General features: G+C 43.0%; 27 protein-coding genes and 5 pseudogenes. 10 read left to right on the plus strand and 22 right to left on the minus strand.

Features of this window, described 5'->3' with window-relative positions; genetic code table 11:
- Positions 1–2,132: 2,132 nt before the first annotated feature.
- On the plus strand, positions 2,133–2,444 hold the full coding sequence (locus tag HK413_RS12540; protein WP_217452299.1) for a DoxX family protein: 312 nt from the start codon (positions 2,133–2,135) through the stop codon (positions 2,442–2,444).
- A gap of 321 nt (positions 2,445–2,765) precedes the next feature.
- On the opposite strand, the gene HK413_RS12545 is transcribed toward HK413_RS12540, so the two are convergent.
- Positions 2,766–3,218, minus strand: coding sequence for a hypothetical protein (locus tag HK413_RS12545; RefSeq protein ID WP_175270375.1), 453 nt, complete (start codon positions 3,216–3,218; stop codon positions 2,766–2,768).
- 206 nt (positions 3,219–3,424) lie between these two features.
- Between HK413_RS12545 and HK413_RS12550 the strand changes: the two genes are divergently transcribed.
- From HK413_RS12550 to HK413_RS12565, 7 genes are all read left to right on the plus strand, one after another.
- Positions 3,425–4,273 carry a hypothetical protein gene (locus HK413_RS12550; protein WP_317169569.1) on the plus strand — a complete coding sequence of 283 codons (849 nt, stop codon included), beginning with the start codon at positions 3,425–3,427 and terminating at the stop codon, positions 4,271–4,273.
- Entirely contained in the window at positions 4,246–4,557 is a 312-nt protein-coding gene (locus HK413_RS21525) for a hypothetical protein (protein WP_317169570.1), read from the plus strand. Before HK413_RS12550 ends, HK413_RS21525 begins: the two co-directional genes overlap by 28 nt.
- Positions 4,558–4,631: 74 nt before the next feature.
- Positions 4,632–5,252, plus strand: coding sequence for a hypothetical protein (locus HK413_RS21530; RefSeq protein WP_317169571.1), 621 nt, complete (start codon positions 4,632–4,634; stop codon positions 5,250–5,252).
- Positions 5,249–5,686 (plus strand): hypothetical protein, encoded by a 438-nt coding sequence (locus tag HK413_RS21535; protein ID WP_317169572.1) that lies wholly within the window; start codon positions 5,249–5,251, stop codon positions 5,684–5,686. The genes HK413_RS21530 and HK413_RS21535 overlap by 4 nt, the downstream gene beginning before the upstream one ends.
- On the plus strand, positions 5,670–5,936 hold the full coding sequence (locus HK413_RS21540) for a hypothetical protein (RefSeq protein WP_317169573.1): 267 nt from the start codon (positions 5,670–5,672) through the stop codon (positions 5,934–5,936). Before HK413_RS21535 ends, HK413_RS21540 begins: the two co-directional genes overlap by 17 nt.
- A gap of 67 nt (positions 5,937–6,003) precedes the next feature.
- Complete coding sequence (locus tag HK413_RS12560) at positions 6,004–6,324, plus strand: hypothetical protein (protein WP_175270376.1); 321 nt, start codon at positions 6,004–6,006, stop codon at positions 6,322–6,324.
- Positions 6,314–7,084, plus strand: a complete 771-nt coding sequence (locus HK413_RS12565; protein WP_175270377.1) for a hypothetical protein — start codon at positions 6,314–6,316, stop codon at positions 7,082–7,084. Before HK413_RS12560 ends, HK413_RS12565 begins: the two co-directional genes overlap by 11 nt.
- Before the next feature lie 10 nt (positions 7,085–7,094).
- Here the strand turns inward: HK413_RS12565 and HK413_RS12575 are convergent.
- The 10 genes and pseudogenes from HK413_RS12575 to HK413_RS12610 form a co-directional block, all read right to left on the minus strand.
- Positions 7,095–8,968, minus strand: a pseudogene (locus HK413_RS12575) (putative porin).
- A complete protein-coding gene (locus HK413_RS12580) occupies positions 8,965–9,225 on the minus strand; it encodes a hypothetical protein (RefSeq protein ID WP_175270379.1) in 261 nt (86 codons plus the stop codon). Before HK413_RS12580 ends, HK413_RS12575 begins: the two are co-directional and overlap by 4 nt.
- Positions 9,215–10,036 (minus strand): annotated as a pseudogene (locus HK413_RS12585) (purine-nucleoside phosphorylase). Before HK413_RS12585 ends, HK413_RS12580 begins: the two are co-directional and overlap by 11 nt.
- A complete protein-coding gene (locus tag HK413_RS20090; RefSeq protein WP_317169580.1) occupies positions 9,999–10,520 on the minus strand; it encodes a tetraacyldisaccharide 4'-kinase in 522 nt (173 codons plus the stop codon). Before HK413_RS20090 ends, HK413_RS12585 begins: the two are co-directional and overlap by 38 nt.
- A 97-nt stretch (positions 10,521–10,617) precedes the next feature.
- On the minus strand, positions 10,618–11,121 hold the full coding sequence (locus HK413_RS20095) for a tetraacyldisaccharide 4'-kinase (RefSeq protein WP_317169574.1): 504 nt from the start codon (positions 11,119–11,121) through the stop codon (positions 10,618–10,620).
- 2 nt (positions 11,122–11,123) lie between these two features.
- On the minus strand, positions 11,124–11,594 hold the full coding sequence (locus HK413_RS12595) for an AI-2E family transporter (protein WP_175270380.1): 471 nt from the start codon (positions 11,592–11,594) through the stop codon (positions 11,124–11,126).
- 17 nt (positions 11,595–11,611) lie between these two features.
- Positions 11,612–11,941, minus strand: a complete 330-nt coding sequence (locus HK413_RS12600; RefSeq protein WP_175270381.1) for a hypothetical protein — start codon at positions 11,939–11,941, stop codon at positions 11,612–11,614.
- Positions 11,942–11,961: 20 nt separating this feature from the next.
- Positions 11,962–12,216 (minus strand): AI-2E family transporter, encoded by a 255-nt coding sequence (locus HK413_RS12605; RefSeq protein WP_175270382.1) that lies wholly within the window; start codon positions 12,214–12,216, stop codon positions 11,962–11,964.
- A gap of 111 nt (positions 12,217–12,327) precedes the next feature.
- Positions 12,328–12,546, minus strand: coding sequence for a nucleoside phosphorylase-I family protein (locus tag HK413_RS18435; protein WP_246230498.1), 219 nt, complete (start codon positions 12,544–12,546; stop codon positions 12,328–12,330).
- Positions 12,546–13,199 (minus strand): nucleoside phosphorylase, encoded by a 654-nt coding sequence (locus HK413_RS12610; protein ID WP_246230500.1) that lies wholly within the window; start codon positions 13,197–13,199, stop codon positions 12,546–12,548. The genes HK413_RS18435 and HK413_RS12610 overlap by 1 nt, the downstream gene beginning before the upstream one ends.
- Before the next feature lie 61 nt (positions 13,200–13,260).
- Here HK413_RS12610 and HK413_RS12615 point away from each other — a divergent pair, with 61 nt between their 5' ends.
- Positions 13,261–13,437, plus strand: coding sequence for a DUF6496 domain-containing protein (locus HK413_RS12615; protein ID WP_175270383.1), 177 nt, complete (start codon positions 13,261–13,263; stop codon positions 13,435–13,437).
- A gap of 50 nt (positions 13,438–13,487) precedes the next feature.
- On the opposite strand, the gene HK413_RS18440 is transcribed toward HK413_RS12615, so the two are convergent.
- The 6 genes and pseudogenes from HK413_RS18440 to HK413_RS21550 all read right to left on the minus strand — a co-directional run bounded on the left by HK413_RS18440 (position 13,488) and on the right by HK413_RS21550 (position 15,844).
- Positions 13,488–13,880: a hypothetical protein gene (locus HK413_RS18440; RefSeq protein ID WP_246230502.1), complete on the minus strand. Its 393-nt coding sequence runs from the start codon at positions 13,878–13,880 to the stop codon at positions 13,488–13,490.
- Positions 13,828–13,986, minus strand: a complete 159-nt coding sequence (locus HK413_RS21545) for a Gfo/Idh/MocA family protein (RefSeq protein ID WP_317169581.1) — start codon at positions 13,984–13,986, stop codon at positions 13,828–13,830. Before HK413_RS21545 ends, HK413_RS18440 begins: the two co-directional genes overlap by 53 nt.
- A gap of 164 nt (positions 13,987–14,150) precedes the next feature.
- Positions 14,151–14,255: pseudogene (locus HK413_RS22375) on the minus strand (hypothetical protein); the annotation flags it as partial.
- The gene (locus HK413_RS18450) at positions 14,206–14,427 is read right to left on the minus strand and encodes a Gfo/Idh/MocA family oxidoreductase (RefSeq protein WP_317169575.1); all 222 of its coding nucleotides are present in this window, start codon (positions 14,425–14,427) and stop codon (positions 14,206–14,208) included. The gene HK413_RS18450 and the pseudogene HK413_RS22375, both read right to left, overlap by 50 nt.
- Positions 14,428–14,543: 116 nt before the next feature.
- On the minus strand, positions 14,544–15,479 hold the full coding sequence (locus HK413_RS12625) for a bifunctional folylpolyglutamate synthase/dihydrofolate synthase (RefSeq protein WP_317169576.1): 936 nt from the start codon (positions 15,477–15,479) through the stop codon (positions 14,544–14,546).
- Positions 15,476–15,844, minus strand: coding sequence for a folylpolyglutamate synthase/dihydrofolate synthase family protein (locus HK413_RS21550; RefSeq protein ID WP_317169577.1), 369 nt, complete (start codon positions 15,842–15,844; stop codon positions 15,476–15,478). Before HK413_RS21550 ends, HK413_RS12625 begins: the two co-directional genes overlap by 4 nt.
- Before the next feature lie 101 nt (positions 15,845–15,945).
- Between HK413_RS21550 and HK413_RS12630 the strand changes: the two genes are divergently transcribed.
- Positions 15,946–16,311, plus strand: a complete 366-nt coding sequence (locus tag HK413_RS12630) for a response regulator transcription factor (protein ID WP_175270384.1) — start codon at positions 15,946–15,948, stop codon at positions 16,309–16,311.
- 106 nt (positions 16,312–16,417) lie between these two features.
- Here HK413_RS12630 and HK413_RS21555 read toward each other — a convergent pair whose 3' ends face one another.
- The 5 genes and pseudogenes from HK413_RS21555 to HK413_RS12650 all read right to left on the minus strand — a co-directional run bounded on the left by HK413_RS21555 (position 16,418) and on the right by HK413_RS12650 (position 18,932).
- On the minus strand, positions 16,418–16,678 hold the full coding sequence (locus tag HK413_RS21555) for an energy transducer TonB (RefSeq protein ID WP_317169578.1): 261 nt from the start codon (positions 16,676–16,678) through the stop codon (positions 16,418–16,420).
- A gap of 275 nt (positions 16,679–16,953) precedes the next feature.
- On the minus strand, positions 16,954–17,232 hold the full coding sequence (locus HK413_RS21560) for a hypothetical protein (protein WP_317169579.1): 279 nt from the start codon (positions 17,230–17,232) through the stop codon (positions 16,954–16,956).
- An 80-nt stretch (positions 17,233–17,312) separates the two neighbouring features.
- Positions 17,313–17,709 (minus strand): annotated as a pseudogene (locus HK413_RS12640) (ExbD/TolR family protein).
- Positions 17,709–18,408, minus strand: a pseudogene (locus HK413_RS12645) (MotA/TolQ/ExbB proton channel family protein). The pseudogenes HK413_RS12640 and HK413_RS12645 overlap by 1 nt, the downstream one beginning before the upstream one ends.
- 11 nt (positions 18,409–18,419) lie before the next feature.
- Positions 18,420–18,932, minus strand: a complete 513-nt coding sequence (locus tag HK413_RS12650; RefSeq protein ID WP_175270385.1) for an SPOR domain-containing protein — start codon at positions 18,930–18,932, stop codon at positions 18,420–18,422.
- Positions 18,933–19,009: the final 77 nt, after the last annotated feature.

Below are 19,009 nucleotides of genomic sequence, written 5' to 3' on the forward strand. Positions count from 1 at the left end.
AATCTTCTCAGCCGCCCGCTGTAACGTCCATTATCATCCTTTTGCTTCAATTCCATCGATGAAGAATTGAATTACTGGGCGTTTTGATTTCACCATATCGTTATGACTGAAAGCTTTGAATGGTAGCCTCTTTGTTGGAAGGTGCGGCGGTCAGGCTCATGGAAAAACTTTGATTTCACTTTTTGTCGATATTTTGCGTATATACAGAACATCTGACTTTATTAGAAAATAAACAGCGTGTAAAACTTCACTAATAGTATTGGGTGCTGGTACACTGACGACTAATTAGAACTTGCGTAAACAATATGTCGATATTGTAAAATTGGGAATGCTTAGGTTGTTTGGTAAAGTTCGTTTGCTTTTATATGTTAGCGAATGGCATCATCGCGCAACAACCATTTTCAGAGATGTCTGAGATAGTGAAGTGCACGTTGAGATCAAAGCTGAAAGCTGATGATATAAACAGGACCACAGCTCAGAAGCTCGACGATATGTCATTGGTAAGTTCTCATTTTTGATATCTTTAGTACCTGAAGCTTTATCGCCGGCTACCGGCGCTTTTTTGATCATCGGGCCATATCATCGCGCACATTTTCATATTCGCAAAACTTTATCGGCATCTGATCCAGAAATTCTGCAGGATGTGCAAGTCAACGATATTTTAGGTGACATCGCTTCTTTTTAGCATACTCTATCATGACATCGTAGATCGAATCGGATCTCAAGACATTTTTAATAATCAGGTAGTCTGAACATCCCAGGCAGCTTATTTTTGTTGAGTAAATCGGCGAGCGGGCTTTCTTCCAGCTTTTACCAGGTCCTGAGTGTTGGTCCCGATGACTGCCAACCGCAACTGATTTCTGTTTCATCTGGTGAACAGCTTCAGAACCCTGTATTAACGGCCCGGATATTGAGGGCCTGTCTCCATTGTCGATGGAACATAGAGCTCGTCACTTATTAAGCGCTTACACCAACTCATCGCTGCTTTTACAGACTGGGCGCAGCACATCGAGTAGCTGGCGTAGCTTTTCAGACCTCGTCCGATTCAAGCCGGGTAGCTGGATGCGCCCGGTCTATTGCGCAAAAAGAGTGCAGTGCTGGGTGCTAGGAGCCGGCGCGGGCATCATGCAGCCTGGTCAACACGGTCTGAAGGCACATCTAAAATACTGCGGATTGATCTAATGAATAACCAGGTACTTTCGGATAGCACCTTTAATGATGAATTAAATGGTCTGGAAGACTGTGTGCCCTGAAAGATTGATATCACTGTTGAGCATCGCAAACGATAACAGGCTAATAGTGGATTTTTAACGATCTGAATGATGGGATGAATGAGCTTCTTACATGGTGGTCAGCCACCTGATCTTGATGTAATGTACACCATATCTCTGTTTCTCAACATTGTTTCAGCCCTTGATGAAGAAAAACACAATGTTTTATCACAGGCAACCATTGATGATGAAAACACGCTCATATACGGGACAGAGGATTAATCATAACGATGATTTACCAGGAGGCGCATTGCATTAGTTTTTGCGCTGAAAATTCTGAGCGTTGGCATATAAAGAGTTTAATAGTGTCGACGATAGCGGTTTACAACACCCAGAGATTTATAGTGCATTCAATTCTGATAGACTGATTTGTCATAATAAATATAGTAATGATACCTTCAGATTATTTGCCTGACACAACAACGGCTCTCCAACCCGTTGGATAAAGACACAGGTGAATGGTGGCGCCAAAGAGTTAGATCGCGGGATATAGGTCGGTCACGACGATTTTACTTTGATCGATCGATTATACCGGCCAGCTCGTTGTTGGCGACTGAGCTTTACGCCTTTTCTTTTGCTATATACTTCTGATTTGGTGGCTAGTGCCAGCCTGTTGAAGAGTGATATAGATCGCTGATGGTGGATGATAAATACGCTTTTACCCTTGATCACTGGGGTTAATAATCGGCCAGAGAGCACTGAAGACAACCGTGGTGACGAGTACTTGCTATATATATTGTCTCAATCACCCCCTAAAGATGTCGTTTTAACACGTTAAGTGTATGTGTTTACGACCCTAAATTTGACTAAACTTTAAAACAAACTAAAAATGGAAACAAAACAAGTATCAAAAGGCGCATTGTGGACCGGTTGGATCATCAGCGCTTTAGTTATTCTTTTTTATTGGTTGATGCAGGGATGAAGGTGATAAAACATCCAATATCCGTAGAGGGTACAGTTAAACTGGGACTATCAGCAGATCTGGTTCAGCCTATAGGCATTATTTTATTGATCTGCACAATTTTATATATCTGGCCGCGTACCGCTATCATCGGCGCTATATTGCTTACCGGTTATTTAGGTGGTGCCATTGTTGTTATGCTTTTTGCTAAGCAGCCATATTATTTCCCGGTTGTATTTGGCGTGCTTACGGTTGGGTATTTATTTGCGTGATGCAAGGGTTAAAGCGATATTGTAATACCATAGCGATGTATGTAGCAACGGGTTTCAAACTTCGCTACAATAAAAGTATAACAAAAAGAGGCGTAGCCTCGGTCAATTTTGTAGCAACGGGCTTTAGCCCGTTGTAATGAATGAAATCATTAAAAGTGTCGTAGACACGGCCCATATATGCGTCGTACCTACGGCACTTTTGTTTATATTGGTATGTATCCAACGGGTTGAAACCCGTTGTTACAATATGTGTCGAGCCGATGGCTCTGGAAGATTTGTGTTACTTATATTTATTGTAATATTCAATTATCGAATTGCAGATTAACTTTTATCTCCCGAAATATAGGTGGTATAGAAACCACTATCGTCGGTAACACTGTACTTCTTATATATGCCACTTTCAGGAGTTTTCATTTTAAAACTTATTAATGCACCCTTACGATAAATATAGGTATAGTTAATCTCCTCTATATCTTTCCAATATAAAATATCAGGCGTAACTTGTAATAATAGTTTACCTGTAATAAAACATTGTAATTTTTCTTCATCTAAAGAAAGGGCTGGCTTATCTTGAAAACAAGGAATATAGTACATTACACATAAATAGATAAACCGGCTACCCATTATTAAAGTAATTCCTCCCAATATCAACCAGTCGTTAAAATCACTATTGCTTGTTATCGTTTCGCAGTACATAATGACGTATAATAGCGGGAACACCACAATCCCCCAAACCATTTGACCTACACTGTATTTAAAAATTTTTGTATCCAATTTTAGTTCATTATTACGTCTAATCTATAAAGTAATTTAGATAATACCTTCCAAATTTATTCGTTAAATTTGAACATGAGTACCCGCATAAAATACCTTTTAGCTTTTACACTTCTGCTTTTACCTTTAATAAACCGGGCCGCATCCATTTTAATGCCGATGGACGAGGTGCAGAAAAACCACCTTAAAGCCTATGGTATTGCCTTTTGGGTACTAAAAACGGCGGCGAGGTTGATTGGCTGCTTAACTATCGTGGCGGAAGCTTCATGACCAAATACGATAAGAAGCTGGAGGACGAATGTAATATCCGAGGCATTAGCTACGAAGTTCTGGCTGATGCCAAGGTAGCCGAAATAGTTACCCGTGTTGGCGATCCATCGGTTAACATGGACCTGGTAAAACTGGAAAAAGCCCCGCGCATAGCCGTTTACTCGCCAAAAAATAAGCTGCCCCGGGATGACGCGGTTACCCCGGTGTTAAAATATGCCGAGATCCCGTTCGATCTGGTGTATGATGAGGAAGTGCTGCGCGGCGACCTGCCTAAATATGATTGGCTGCACATGCACCACGAGGATTTTACCGGTCAGTACAGTAAGTTTTTTGCAGGCTATAGTAATGCACAATGGTATATTGATGATAAAAAAGCGCAGGAAGACATGGCGACCAAACTGGGTTTTAAAAAGGTATCAAAAATGAAACTTGCCGTGGCGCAGCATATTCGCGACTTTACTGCAGGCGGCGGATTTTTGTTTGCCATGTGCTCGGGCACCGAAACTTTTGATATAGCGCTGGCCGCTGCTAATACGGACATCTGCGAAAGTATGTTTGACGGCGATGGTGCCGACCGTAACGCGCAAAGCAAGCTTGACTTTACCCAAACCTTCGCCTTCCAGAACTTTAATATCGACCTTAACCCGTTTACGCATAGGTTTAGTGATATTGATGTTACCAGCACCCGTGCTGTTGAAAGAACAGAGGACTTTTTACGCTGTTTGATTTCTCGGCCAAGTGGGATGTGGTACCAAGTATGCTTACGCAAAACCATGATAAGGTAATTAAAGGTTTTATGGGCCTGACCACCGCCTTTAACAAAAACACCATTAAGCCCGGTGTAACAATTATGGGTGAAATGAAAACTGCCAATGAAGTTAGGTATATTCATGGTGAATTTGGCAAAGGACAATGGACATTTTACAGCGGGCACGACCCGGAAGATTACCAGCACGCGGTAAGCGACCCGCCAACTGATTTGAATTTACATCCGGGGTCACCCGGTTACCGGCTGATATTGAATAATGTACTTTTTCCGGCTGCTAAGAAAAAGAAACAGAAAACGTAGTCGGCAGTTTGTAGTTTGCAGTAGGCCGTGTCTGGCTTTTGCAAACTGCAAACTAAAAACTGCAAACTAAAACTATGAAGCATATAATAAAGTATTTATTAGCTTCTTCCTTTCTGCTTTTAGCTTTCAGCTCAAAGGCGGCTTCCATATTAATACCTATGGACGAGCTGCAAAAAGATCACTTAAAATCGTACGGGCTTGCCTTTTGGGTTTTGAAACAGGATGCCGAGGTTGACTGGCTGCTTAATTATCGCGGCGGCAGTTTTATGATGCTTTACAACAAAAAAACCGAGGACGAATGTAAGATTCGTGGCGTGAGCTATGAAGTGATATCAGACGCTAAGGTTGCCGAGATCACCGCGCAAATAAATGATCCATCTGTTAATATGGATTTGATAAAATTGCAAAAGGCCCCGCGCATGGCGGTATACTCGCCCGGGGTAGGTGTTAAGCCGCAGGACGACGCGGTAATACTGGTTTTAAAGTATGCCGAGATCCCGTTTGATTTAATTTACGACGAAGAAATACTAAAAGGTGATTTGAATAAGTACGACTGGCTGCACCTGCACCACGAAGATTTTACCGGCCAATACAGCAAAGAGGGCCGCGGCCGTAACAGCGATAAATTTTTGCAAACCAAAGCCATCCAGAAGCGCTTGCTCAAAAATATCATTTTGCTAAAGTGTCAAAAATGAAGTTGGCAGTGGCACAAAGCATTCGTGACTTTTGTGCGGGCGGCGGATTCCTGTTAGCGATGTGTTCGGGCGCTGATAGTTTTGATATCGCATTAGCCGCAGCTAAAACAGATATTGTTGATGAGCTATATGACGGCGACCCGCCCGACCCGCTTGCACAATCAAAACTGGATTTTAGCCAGACTTTTGCTTTCCAGAATTTTACAGTAGTTACCAGTTTGAGCAATAACTTTAGTACTAATATGTACGGCGGGCGTGGTGGCGGTGGCGGCCGGTTTAGCGATATCGACGTTAGCGGTACCCGCCATATCCAGCAGCAGGATGATTTTTTTACGTTGTTTGATTTTTCGGCCAAATGGGATGTGATACCCAGCATGCTTACGCAGGATCATGACCGGGTGATAAAAGGATTTATGGGTGGCCACGGCTTTTAATAAAAGCAAGATCAAATCAACTGTAACTATCATGGGCGAGTTAAAATCGGCCAACGAGGCGCGTTATATCCACGGCGAATACGGTAAGGGCCAATGGACATTTTATGGCGGCCATGATCCCGAAAACTATCAATACAGCCCCAACGAACCACCTACCGATCTTTCATTGCATCCAAATTCACCGGGTTATAGATTGATATTGAATAATGTGCTGTTCCCGGCAGCTAAGAAAAAGAAGTTGAAGACGTAGGCCCTTTTTTATCAGATTCAGATATAATTCATCGAATAACAATATATTTAGGCCTTATAATTATGCAATGAAAATTATCCTAAGCCTTATATTATCGTGCTTCCTCCTCGCTTCTTTCGCTCAAGATACCAAGAAGGAAGAAATACTATATATTATTGATAATGTTCCATTAATAGATGATCCAACTGAAGAAATGGGAGATCTGAGAACTGATGAAATTGAAGATATTACTGTTGTCACAGATAAAGATAAAATAAAAGGATACGGATACGCAACAGTCAATAAAATTATATTCATCCAAACTAAGCCTTTTGCCAAAAGATCTGACGAAGTAAAAAAATACCTTCCACAAAAAGTATGGAACGTAAAAACGGCGTATGGTATTTAAAAACTCAGAAACCCCTTATAGCGGAAAATTTATAGATTATTTTATTAATGGCAATATCCGGGGTGACGGGGAGATGAAAGATGGAATTGTTAGCGGGTTGCGAACTGTATATTATCCGAATGGAAACAAGAACTATTTTAGAAATTATGTAAATGGCATAGCCAACGGATATTCTGAAGAGTATTTTCAAAACGGAAATATAAAGCAAAAAGGGAATTTTAAAAATGGCAAGGATGATGGTTTGTGGCAAGACTTTTATTCGACCGGTGTAATAAAGAGGCAATCTACCTTTGTGAATGATAAAGCAAACCTGTCAAAAGAGGAAGAGAAGTTCTATAATCTTCAAAATAAGGCAATTGACTTAATGAAAGAAGAAGATTATTCCGGAGCAATTAAAAAATTAGATCAGGCAGAAAAATTAAACAGTGGATATGCTGATCTATACTTCTATCGGGGAACAGCCAAGCTGGATAACCCGGATTTTGAAAACGCGGTGGTTGATCTTGACAAAGCCATACAGTTAGAACCCCTTTACATGGAAGCATTAGCTAACAGGGCATTTGCCAAAATACGTAAATACGAATTCAAGAATGGCCGCACTTTATCCAAAACGTCAGAAGTAACTATTATGGCTGTAAAAGATAAAGTTGATATACCAGCCGAAGAAAAAGCCAAAATTTGCTCAGATCTTAATAAAAGTGTTGAATTAGGGGACAAAAAAGAAATGATACTTGATGCAATAAAGAATTATTGTCAATAAGGTCAAATAATTACTGGTAAAACATCCAGCTCACTCCAAACTTAAGCGCCCTGTCCTGTTGCGGGTAACGGTTCACGGTATAATAGCCGTTGCTGAATACTCCCCGGTTGGCATAATCATACTCTACAAACAAATTGGTTTGTTTAATGGTGCCTTTTAAAAATACGGTACCAATAGGGTAGGATGAGAAAGTGATATCTTTTCCGTTATAAAACTGGCCCAGCCCACGGCATATGATGGAGCTACATAAGGTGTGTTATAACGTACGTCTAAACCAGCCGATAAATGCACTGCTTTAAATAAATAAGTGTTGTAATACAAGCTGCTGTAGGTATAAACCTCGGGGACACGCAGGGTAGACTGGTAATCGGTTTTTTCGTAAACGATATAGTTGTCAAAGTGCAGGTTGCGCCATCTTAAGTTTTTACCCAGGCTTACTTTCAATAAGTTAATGCTGCCACCTAATTGCACCGGGTGCGCGTCGATACCATTTGGTTGCGCGGCGTAGTACAGGTAATCGGTAATTAAAAAGTATTCGGCTTTTAAATCAAGTTGTAACGCGTTGTTGATATAATTAAAAGACACGCTGGTAGTTTTTTGGTTACGGAACGTATTATTAAATATATAGTGGTTACTTATCCAACTGGTGGCCTGTAAACTTGGCGAGCTGCTTTGTACATAACCATTCAGAATAATTTGGCCGGCTTTGTTATTACCTTTTAGTATGGCTTTGGCATCATATAAAAAATCACCAAAATTATGGCCCACGGCTATTTGATTAATAGTGCCTTCTAAATTTATTCTGTCGCTGAACCTGTAGCTTAACTTACCCCTGATGGTGATGTTTTGAAACGAAGCGTCCTGCTTTTTATCTGGCCCGCGTAATTTGCTGCCGTATTGTGTAATGGTAGTATCGCTTACGTATTGGGTGTAGCCATACAAGTCGTGCGTAAGGCCCAGGTCAAGCTTTAATTCGTTCTTTACAAACTGGTTTGATTTGCCCCGAAGGTAAAAGCTATAGCCAAAGTCGTTCATTAAATGCGTTACGTTTAATGAATCGCGCGAGCGGTTAGAACTAAAATAATAATCAGGGAACACATGATAGGTATCTATATCATTCTGTAAAAAGTTAAACTTAGACGTGTTATAATTAAATATATAAGTTACCCGTTGGGTGGGTAATATGTTTGCATTGTTGGTGCGGATGGTGGTATCTATTCGCCCGATGTAGTATGATTGTTTAATGTAGATCCCGCCGGTTTTCCAGTTTTCAAAAGTGTTTGGCAGACGCACAATCTCGGTTGCTTTATCAAACGATGAGTTGGCGTGGGCAAAAATAGTATCCTTTACTATTGAACCCGTCTCAGGCGATTTAAGATTGTTAAATATTACGTTGGCCAGCATGTTATACCGCTTGCTTTTTGATTGGTACCAGCTAAAAATTGCTGCGTTTAAATCGCTCACGTTTTGCCCCAGCACCCGATTGCTTGCATAAAAATTACGCGAGCCAATAAAGTTTAAATTAAAGCCGATGTTCCAGTTAGGATTAACATTTTGCGTGTGTACCATTTTAAACACCTGCTCGGCGCTACCCGCGGTGATTAAATTTAACACGCTAAGCGGCACCCGTGCCTGGAAATACTGGATATCCTGCGGGGTTAACATATAAGGGTCAAGCGCGTGCAGGCCAATGTCAAAGCCAATGGTTTTTGGCGGTTCAAACAGCAAAGGGCGCGTTGCCAGCCCCATGGTACCACCCAAACTTATCTTAGGCGACCGGGGTTGAAAAAGCGGGCTGTAATTCTGAAAATTGTTAAGCGAAGTATCTATCGCGAACAGTTGCGTACTATCTTTTAATAAAGCCTCGGTAGTAACCTTGATCATTTTGGCCGAAAAATAACCGTATCGCGGGCGCGTAATTCACGCTTACGCAGGGTATCCAATAACTCATCACCGGTTAATTGTTTACCGGCACGGGGTATCGTATCGCGCCGGTAGCCGTTGCCCTGGTTATACTGTGGGTTGTTTGGGTCGTACCGGTTAGGGTTATTGGGGTTATTAGGATTGTACTGTTGGGCAACAGCAAGTTGCGCCGTAATACAGATCAATAATAAAAGGATGTATTTAAATTTATCTGGCATTTAAACCGGCAATCAATTCTTTAAGTATTAAGGTCAGTTTAGGCTCGGCTGCCACGGCCACTGCTATTATTTCTTCAACCGATACCGGCTTCAGATCCTCGGGGAAACCTTCGTCTGTTAATACAGATATGGCAAATACGGGCAGCCCCATGTGGTTGGCAACAATTACTTCGGGCACGGTGCTCATGCCTACCGCGTCGCCGCCAATTATCCTCAGGTATTTGTATTCGGCTTTGGTTTCTAAATTTGGGCCGGTTACCGCAACATATACGCCCTTATGGCAGGTAATATTATTTTTTTGGCGATGTCAAGCGCGCTGGCAATCAGCGTGCGTTTATAAGGCTCGCTCATGTCAGGGAAGCGCGGGCCAAGCTCGGCATCATTACGGCCCACCAGCGGGTTTTGCGGCTGTAGACTGATGTGGTCTTCAATCACCATCAGGTCACCTTTCTTAAAGTCGGGGTTTAATGATCCGCTTGCGTTTGATACAAACAGGGTTTTTATGCCCAGCATTTTCATCACCCGCACCGGGAAGGTGATCTGTTTCATGTTATAGCCTTCGTAATAATGCAGGCGCCCCTGCATAGCTACAACTTTAACACCACCAAGTGTACCAAATATCAGCTTACCAGAGTGGAACTCTAAAGTAGAGATAGGGAAATCAGGAATGTTACTGTACATTAACTGTTTCTCCACCTCAATTTCATTTACCAGGCCACCTAAACCGGTGCCTAAAATTATACCAACTTCGGGTTCAAAATCGCCTATGCGGCTTAATATACTGGGTAGTGCTCTCTATATTTTCTGACATAGTCTGTTACAATTTCATTAAATTCCTGTCCGTGATGTAAAAAACTAACACCTATTGGCAGTACCAAAATGGGTAGCTTTTTAACAAGCGGCAGCAATTCTTGTTCTTCTAAACGCTGTGCATCCTTTTCTGTTGTGATGATCACTTTTTTTTGTGAAGTGCAGGCAGCAAAGTCATCGGCAAGTTTAGTGATATTTTTTAAGCTAAACTGATGATGATCCGGATAATTATGGTGTATAACGTGTAAAGTTTGTTTTTTGATATGACTTACCAACGGCCGGGCATTGGCAATACCTGTTAGCAGAAAAACTGTAGTGTCGTCGTCAATTACTGTATCAACCGCTTTACCGCCCAGATCCTGCAGCTCCATATAATTTATAGATGTAAAAAACATTTGCTGATAGGGTTGTGGTGCTATTTCATTAACTATCCTTTCCAACTGTTCCTGAGGCAGATCTGCCGGGCATTTGCTAACAATGATAATTCCCGCCCGCCATTTCCCAAAAAAGGTTCGCGGTAATTACCGGCAGGCAGTACCCGGTGCGGATTGCGAAGGCTATTATAATCAAACAATAAAATACTTAATCTGGTTTAACCGCACGGTGTTGGTACGCATCGTCTAAAATTATAAGTTCATGATCATTTTTTAACTGCTCAATACCATTCACCCGGTTTTCGCAAACAGCTACGGTAACGTCAGGGAATTTACGCTTAAACTGGGCAGGCTCGTCGCCTACCTGAGTTGCAGTAGCATTTGCAGTAGCAGTTTGGTAGCCCTTTGTCTCACGGCCGTAACCACGACTTAGGGTGGCCAGCTTAAAATCGTTTTTAAGCAGACTGATCAGGTATTCGGTCATTGGGCTTTTGCCGGCGCCGCCAACTTCAAGATTGCCAACCGCAATTACCGGTAAATCAAACCGGCGACTTTTAAACAGCCCGGCATCATAAAAAAATTGCGCACCACTACAATTAACCCGTAGATCAACGAAAAAGGGAATAATAGCAGGCGCAGGTATTTCATACAGGGCGTAAAGATAGGAAAACGCTTTAATACCCGTTTTGTGCATAAGACGCAAATATTGCATCCCTACCGGGTTTTCATTTTCTTCTCTGCGGATTCTTTGTACTCGTAATCGCCGCCTAACAGGTAGCCCCGGGCTTTAGTGCTCTCAATACGGTCGAATATGATTTTAAATATGGCGATGACCGGGATAGACAGAAACATGCCGGACAGCCCCCACATCATTTCGCCCAAAATAATACCAAGGAAAGTTATCAGCGCGTTTAGCCGGACTTTGGATCCAACAACCGCCGGAAGCAATACGTTGGCATCAATAAGGTGAATACATATTACCGATACACCTACCCAAACCGCGTTACTTACGGGCCCGGTAGCAAAAGTTATGAGCACGCTTAACGCCAATGCCGAAAATATGCCCAGATAAGGGATGATATTAAACAGGCCCACAATTATGCCCAGCAATACCGCGTACTTTATACCAATAAACCAAAAGGCAGCGCAGGCTACCGTAGCTACTATTACCATCTCGAAAACCAAACCTAAAATGTATTGCCTTAAAATTCCCGGATATTGGCTACTACATCATTCACTACAGCCTCATTATCTTTGCCAAAAGCCTGCAATGCAAAGCCAAATAGCAGCTTGCGGTAAAACAGGATAAAGAAGGTAAATATCATAATGAATATATAAAACAACGCCATTGATGATACCGCGCCAAAGGTAGTACCCACCACCTCGGTACCGGATGACATGATCTTAACTTCTGTTTTATGGATCAGCGCTTTCTGTTTATCTATGTTGTAATTAAATGTACCCTCAATCCACCCGTAAACGTTATTTAACGATTCGCCAATTTGTTTTTGCAGCATGGGCCAATCGTCCATTAACCTTGATATTTGCGAACCTACCGGTACAACACCCCGCCGACAAACGCTACCAGCAATATAATAGCTAAAAAGGACGAAGCGCTGCGAGGCATTCGCAATTTTTGTTCGAAGAAACCAGATACAGGCAATAACAAAATCGCAAACAAAAAACCAAACATCAGCGGGTCCAGTATTTCTTTGCCTTGCACTATTATAAAACCAAGCGCCAGTATACCAATCAGTACAAGTGATAACCGCTCGTAAAACGGTGCTATTAACTTTTTATTGATCATTTATATAATTTAGATGGTAACGCAGCTGTTTGCCTATATGTTTTGAAGATAAGGATAATTGGCCGAATAGGAAGAGGTGTTGCAAAAATCCATTGCTCCTTAGGAGCTATATTAAATAACGGTTATTTTCTCCAATAAAATCTTAATATAATGCTCCATGATCTTGCCGGGCTGCTTACTAAATACCTGCGTGGCGCGGTTAGCCAATATCACGTTGCATGATACCGCCTGGTGGCCCGGGGCAGCTGCTAACCCATAAATGCCGGCTGTTTCCATCTCCAGGTTAGTAATGCGCCGCCCTTCGAAATTAAACTGTTGAATGATATCCATTAACTGCGGAATAGCGGCACGGGCACGTACTGGCGCCCTTGCGGCGAATAAAAACCGGGCGCGGTAATGGTTATGCCCTGTTGCTCGCCTTTACCTAATGCGGCTAATAAACTATTGCCTGCTGATGCTACGTACGGCGATAAATTAGCATCCGTAGGTAAACCTGCTTTAAAGGCATTAAGCAGGCTTTGTTCTTTGTGGGTGGGCGATTGTTTGTAATAATGCATCAGCGGGTCCAGCCCAAATGCTGCCGACGATAATAACAGGCTGTCGACCGCTATATCTGCCTGTACAGCGCCCGAAGTACCGATGCGGATAATGTTTAAGCTACGCAGATTTTGGTTGATTGTACGGGTCTTAAAATCGATATTAACCAACGCGTCCAGCTCATTAAATACAATGTCAATATTATCAGTACCTATACCAGTTGATAATACCGTTAACCGTTTATTACCGATGGTGCCGGTATGGGTAATAAACTCGCGCTTGCCCTTTTTAAGTTCAATGGTATCAAAGTATTTGCTTATTTCGCTAACCCGATCCGGGTCGCCAACAGTAATAACGGTGTCGGCAATATCGCCCGGGAGCAGGTTTAAATGATAGGCGCTGCCGTCGGCATTTAAAATTAGGTCTGTTTCTGATATACGGTTCATCAAAGGTAAAATTGGCAAATATTTTGTATGGATTAATAGGATTACTTAAATATAAAATATCATGGCAAAATATTCAGAAAAAGCAGGCGAGAAGGTTGAGAAAACCATGCACGAAATGAAAGAAGGCAAGCTAAAAAGCGGCAGCGGCAAAAAAGTAACCAGTAAAAAACAAGCCGTAGCCATAGGCCTATCAGAGGCGAGGAAAGCGGGCGCTAAAGTGCCGAAGAAAAAGGATTGAGCTATGGATGTCATGCTTCGACTGGCTCAGGATGACACACTCACTTTAGGCTAATGCCCTGCAAACGCGTCAATAATTTTCATCAAAACAATAGCGTCGGCTATAGGGCTGGGGTTATCACCTTCGCCGTTAAAGTAATTTACTACTTTTTCTATTAATGGTTGTTGTACATGCTCCAAAGGGTCGAAGTTGATTTCTTGTTGCTTCGCACCCATCTTTAATTTAATAGTATGCGGCGCATTAAAGAAAGGAAAGCTCATGCTACCTTCTGAGCCTATAATTTCGCAACTGTCAACTGTCGCTTCTTCGGCAACGTTAAAGGCCCATGAGCCGTTTACTACCACGCCGTTTTTAAATACCAGTACACCGCTTACATTGTCGTCGCAGTTATTAATACCGGCTTTGGTTAAGCCCGTGGCCGGCGTAATATTCGGGTTCGCCAAAAAAATAGAGCATCAGGTCGAGCTGGTGGGGCGACAGGTCATGGAAATACCCACCGCCAGATAGGGCGGGGTTAACACGCCAGTTATCCTCCGGTGAGTAATCAATGCCGGTTTACGGCTTTGCCACATCCTGATCTGCACCGTGCGCACATCACCAATAGCTTTAGTATCTATCAGTTCCTTTATCTTTAAAAAGAAAGGCTGCGCCCGGCGGTAATGCGCTACGGCAACTTTGCCATTGCTTTGTTTAGCGGCTTCGGCTATGGTAACGGCTTCGGCGGCGTTTAGGGTAACGGGTTTTTCTATGTAGACATTCAATCCTTTTTTAAGGCTGATAACGCGTAATCCATATGTGATGCCGGGGAGTTGCCACATAAACCGAATTGATCCCGCCATCGTTCATTAATTGTTCTGCATCAGCATACCATTTACCTACATTGTGGCGTTGGGCATAGTCGGCGGCCTTTTCTGCGTTGCGGCGCATAACGGCTATCAGCTTACTGTTGGGTACTTTGTTAAATGCGGGGCCGCTTTTCTTTTCTGTCACGTTGCCGCAACCAATTATCCCCGGGTAGTTTTATTCATATTGTGTTTGTAGGCAGGAGTAAAAATAGCATAAAAAGTCTAAATCAACACCCTGCATTAAAATGCCGGGAATGGTACTTAAACAACCTCGGCAACTACAAATGTACTGCCACCAACAAACACCAGGTCGGTTGGTGCAGCTGTTTTTTGTGCTGCTAATAGCGCCGATTTTACCGAACTATAAACCTCCCCGCTCAAACCCAAACTTTCCGCTTTCTGCTTTAAGCTCTCAGCCTCCAAACCACGCGGGATCTCCGGCTTACAGAAATAATAAATGGCAGCCTTAGGTAGCATGGATAATACTTTGGTGCTATCCTTATCATTCACCATACCCATGACGAAATGCAGCCGCTCAAACTTTATCCCGGCAATGTTTTTCAGCACTTCTTCAATGCCTTGGGGGTTATGGCCGGTATCGCAAATGGTAAGCGGGTTGGTGCTTAAGGTCTCCCAGCGACCATGCAGCCCGGTTAGCGTTTTAACCTGACGCAGCGCTGTTTTAATATGGTCGTCGGTGATTATATAGCCTTGCCGGCGAAGTTCGTTTACAGCAGCTAAAACAGTCTTAGTGTTTTTGAGCTGGTAGCTGCCGGTGAGGTCGAGTTGAGTGGTGAGTGTTGAGTTATGAGTTGTGAGTGCTTCGACCTCGACCTCCAATAAATCATCATAACCTTTTGCCTTTTGTCTTTTGCCTTTCACCTCAAATAAATCCGAGGCAAAACTTATCGGTGCATTTTCCTGTTCCGCTTTGCGGATGAAGATATCGGCTACTTCGTCCTGCTTTTCGCCAATTATTACAGGGATGTTGGGTTTTATGATGCCCGCTTTTTCGGCAGCGATGAGTTGCAGCGTATCACCCGGGATATTCATATGGTCCCAGCCGATGTTGGTAATAACGGACAGGAGCGGGGTGATGATATTGGTCGAATCCAGCCTGCCGCCCAATCCTGTTTCAATTACGGCGATATCGATCTTTTCTTTCGCGAAAATGTCAAACGCCAAACCTACCGTCATTTCAAAAAAGAGGGTTGGATCTCCGCGAAATCCGTTTGATGATTGGCCACAAAATCAACAACCGATTGCTCGCTTATCATCTCGCCGTTAATGCGGATGCGTTCCCTGAAATCTTTTAAATGGGGCGAGGTATACAGCCCGGTTTTATAACCTGCTACCTGTAATATCGCCGCCAGCATGTGCGAGGTTGACCCTTTACCATTGGTGCCGGCTATATGAATACTTTTAAATTGATGCTGAGGATTATCCAGCCGTTTACAAAGTTCGGTGGTATTATTCAGGTCGGCTTTATAGGCTGATGCACCTACGCGGGTAAATACAGGCAGTTGGGTGTACAGGTAATCGATGGTTTGCTGGTAGGTCATGATGATAGTGACGCAAATTTATAAAATAAAGCCTGGTTTTATATCCCTGCGCCTAAGAGATGGTATAACAATTGTATTATCAAAACCGTAACCATTGTATCATGAAGCGAAAAGTATTAGTTATAGAAGATGAGCCCGTTATTGCGGAAATGATGAGCATATTATTGGAAATTGATGGCTACAAAGTGTCCAGCTTGGCGGACACCACTTCGGCCAAAAGAAGACTGCACGAGCAGGAAGTAGGATTGGTTTTACTGGATCTTTCCTTAAGTGGGGGCGAAAGCGGTCAAGCCATGTGCAGCTACATTAAGTCCGAAGAAAAATTGAAGCATTTGCCGGTTATCCTGGTATCAGCCAACAGCGATCTGGAACAGATAAGCAAAGACTGCGGCGCCGATGGCCATATCGCCAAACCCTTCGATCTGAATTACTTTATGAATAAGGTAAAGGCGCATTGCACGGAGTAGTTGTGGCCAAAATAAGTTGTCATTCTGAGCGATAGCGAAGAATCTGCAAACTTTACAATCGCCGCCGGCAGATGCTTCGTTCCTCAGCATGACAAATTGGAGGGACTTAATTCACCTTAAATACAAACACCACCTGCCCGATCTGTGGGTCCGGGGCGTTTTCAAGAGGATTGAGATGAGAGTTTTTAACAGCTTCCTCGCATTTTTGAATCAGGTTTTGGTCTACTACTGTTGTGCCGCGGCCACCGCCACGTGCGTATACCACGTTACCATTCTTATCAACCCGGATATCAACGACCACCTTGCCCGAGTGCCTGCCATCATCACCAATAATGGGGCGGCTGGTAAAGCTGCGTTGTGCCATCATCAAACTGCCGCCGTTACCAGAGCCGGTACCGTTATAATTATTGGTTAGCGTACTGCCTGTAGGCTTGCCACGGTTGCCGGGAGTGCCGGTGGTGCCATCGCCTTCGCCAATACCGTTATTGGTTTTGCCTTTATATAATGCGTTTTGATTGATAGTGGGTTTGGTAACCGCTTTGGTAGGTTCGGTAGCTACGGTAGTGCTTGGTTTTTTGGTGTTGGCCGCAACCTCCGGGGCATCCTCGGTGTTTTGGGTGACTACGTTTTTATCGCTGGCTTCTACTTTCGTTTTTCTTCGGTAGGAGGGGCCGGGGTTACTTTATCAGGTTTGGAGTGGTTTGCTTTTTCGGCCATTGACGGCTGCTCGGTGCTCATGTAATCGCTCCCCATGCCTTCGTCGGTAGTACCGTAATTTACCAATATACCACCCGTACCATCTTCCTGCTTTGGCGGCATGCTGATGATCCAAAAATAACACAGGGCCGCAATCAGCACCATGATTACGCCGGTTGCTGCAAATGCCCTTGGGTAGTTATTTTCTTCTTGAATATAGTTCATTATTCAGTTATGAGTTTTGAGTAGTGAGTTTTGAGTGAATGAAGAATTACTACTCATCACTCAAAACTCACTACTCACCACTACTTGGGTTCCGTAGCTAATACCAGTTTAATATTTAGTTTTTGCGCTATGTCCATTACGGCTACAACGTCCTGTATGGCAACGGTTTTATCTACGTATAAAACTATGGTAAGCTGGGTAGCTATACTTTTATAACTTAAAAGCGTGTTATTTAGTTCGGCTACCGGGATTTCTTTTTTATCGACATAATACTTCAGATCCTTGGTGATGGATACCGTTATTGTTTTTAGATACCGATTGCCCGCTTGATGATTTTGGCAGCACCAGCTTTATTACGTTGGGGTTGGTAACTGTCGACGCTATCAGGAAAAACAAAAGCAGGAAGAACATAATATCGTTCATGGCCGAAGTATGTACCTCGGCAGATGTCCCTCTTTGTCTCTTTCTTAAATTCATTATTTGCTTGGTTCTTCTAACAGGTCAATAAATTCGATAGCATCGGTCTCTAATTTCAATATAACCCTGTCAACCATAATATTTAAAATATGATAACCCACGTAGGCAATAATACCTACAAACAGGCCCGCTGCCGATGTCACCATCTTTACATATAAACCGCCGGATATAACACCCATGCTAATGTTGTCGGTAGTTGAGATGTCATAAAAAATCTTAATTACCCCGGCAATAGTACCCAGGAAACCAAACATGGGCGCAATACCGGCTACTATACCCAATATGCTGATGTTCTTCTCCAGTTTTGATACTTCCAGCTTGCCAATATTCTCGATAGCGCCCTCAATGTCTTTTATAGGGCGGCCAATGCGTAATAAGCCTTTTTGCAGCATCCTGCCCAGCGGCGAATTGTTGTTGCGGCAAATAGCAATTGCCGATTCTAAATTGCCCGACATGATGCTGCCGCGTACCTGCTGCATTAAATTATTCTCGTTTTTGACGCTTTGCGGATGGTAAAATATCGCTCGAAAAATATAACCAAACCCAATACCGCCAAAATGCCAATCGGGATCATTACCCAGCCACCCTTAATAATTAATTCGCCAAAACGAAGTTCTGGTGTGGGATGGCTGCCAACTGTTGTGTGGCGTGGTTAGCCGTATCTATTACCTTGTTTACGGTGTCTGTAACTGCTTGCATTAATATATAGGTTATTTGTTTGGTATAATTTCTATAAAGTAGGCATTACCGCCCGGTACTTTACCTGATTCAATAGCTTTGGCTGCAAAACTTTTAGCCTCTTCTTTAGTGGCAAAATGCCCGATTGATATATGATAAAGAGGGCCGGTTGCATCTTTAACCCATCTTGGATCAAAGCCGCCCTTCCTAAGCGTTTTGATTGCAGCATTTGCTGCAGTTATACTCTCGGTACTCACAGCGTATACTTCGAAACGCCCGGTCCCGGTAGCGGTAGAAGGTGGTGCCAATAATGGGCTGGCAGCCTCCAGCTTATCCATAGCAGTAACGGGTTTGTTTGCTTGTGCCGGTACCGCCTTTGGTTTAATAATCTGTGGTATAACTTCCATTGCGAAAGCATTGCCCGGTATTTTACCTTTCCTGATAGCGTCGACAGTTACCAACCCCAACGTAATAATAAAGCTGGTGCTGCCAAAATCATCAAGCGGGCAATCGGTATCTAAAAAAACAATAACGGTATCCATCATAGGATCTGAAGTATTATGTCGATAAAAAAGAAATCCCAGCCAAACAAATAACACGCTTTAAGTATAAAGTATAGCTA

The organism is Mucilaginibacter humi (assembly GCF_013087555.1).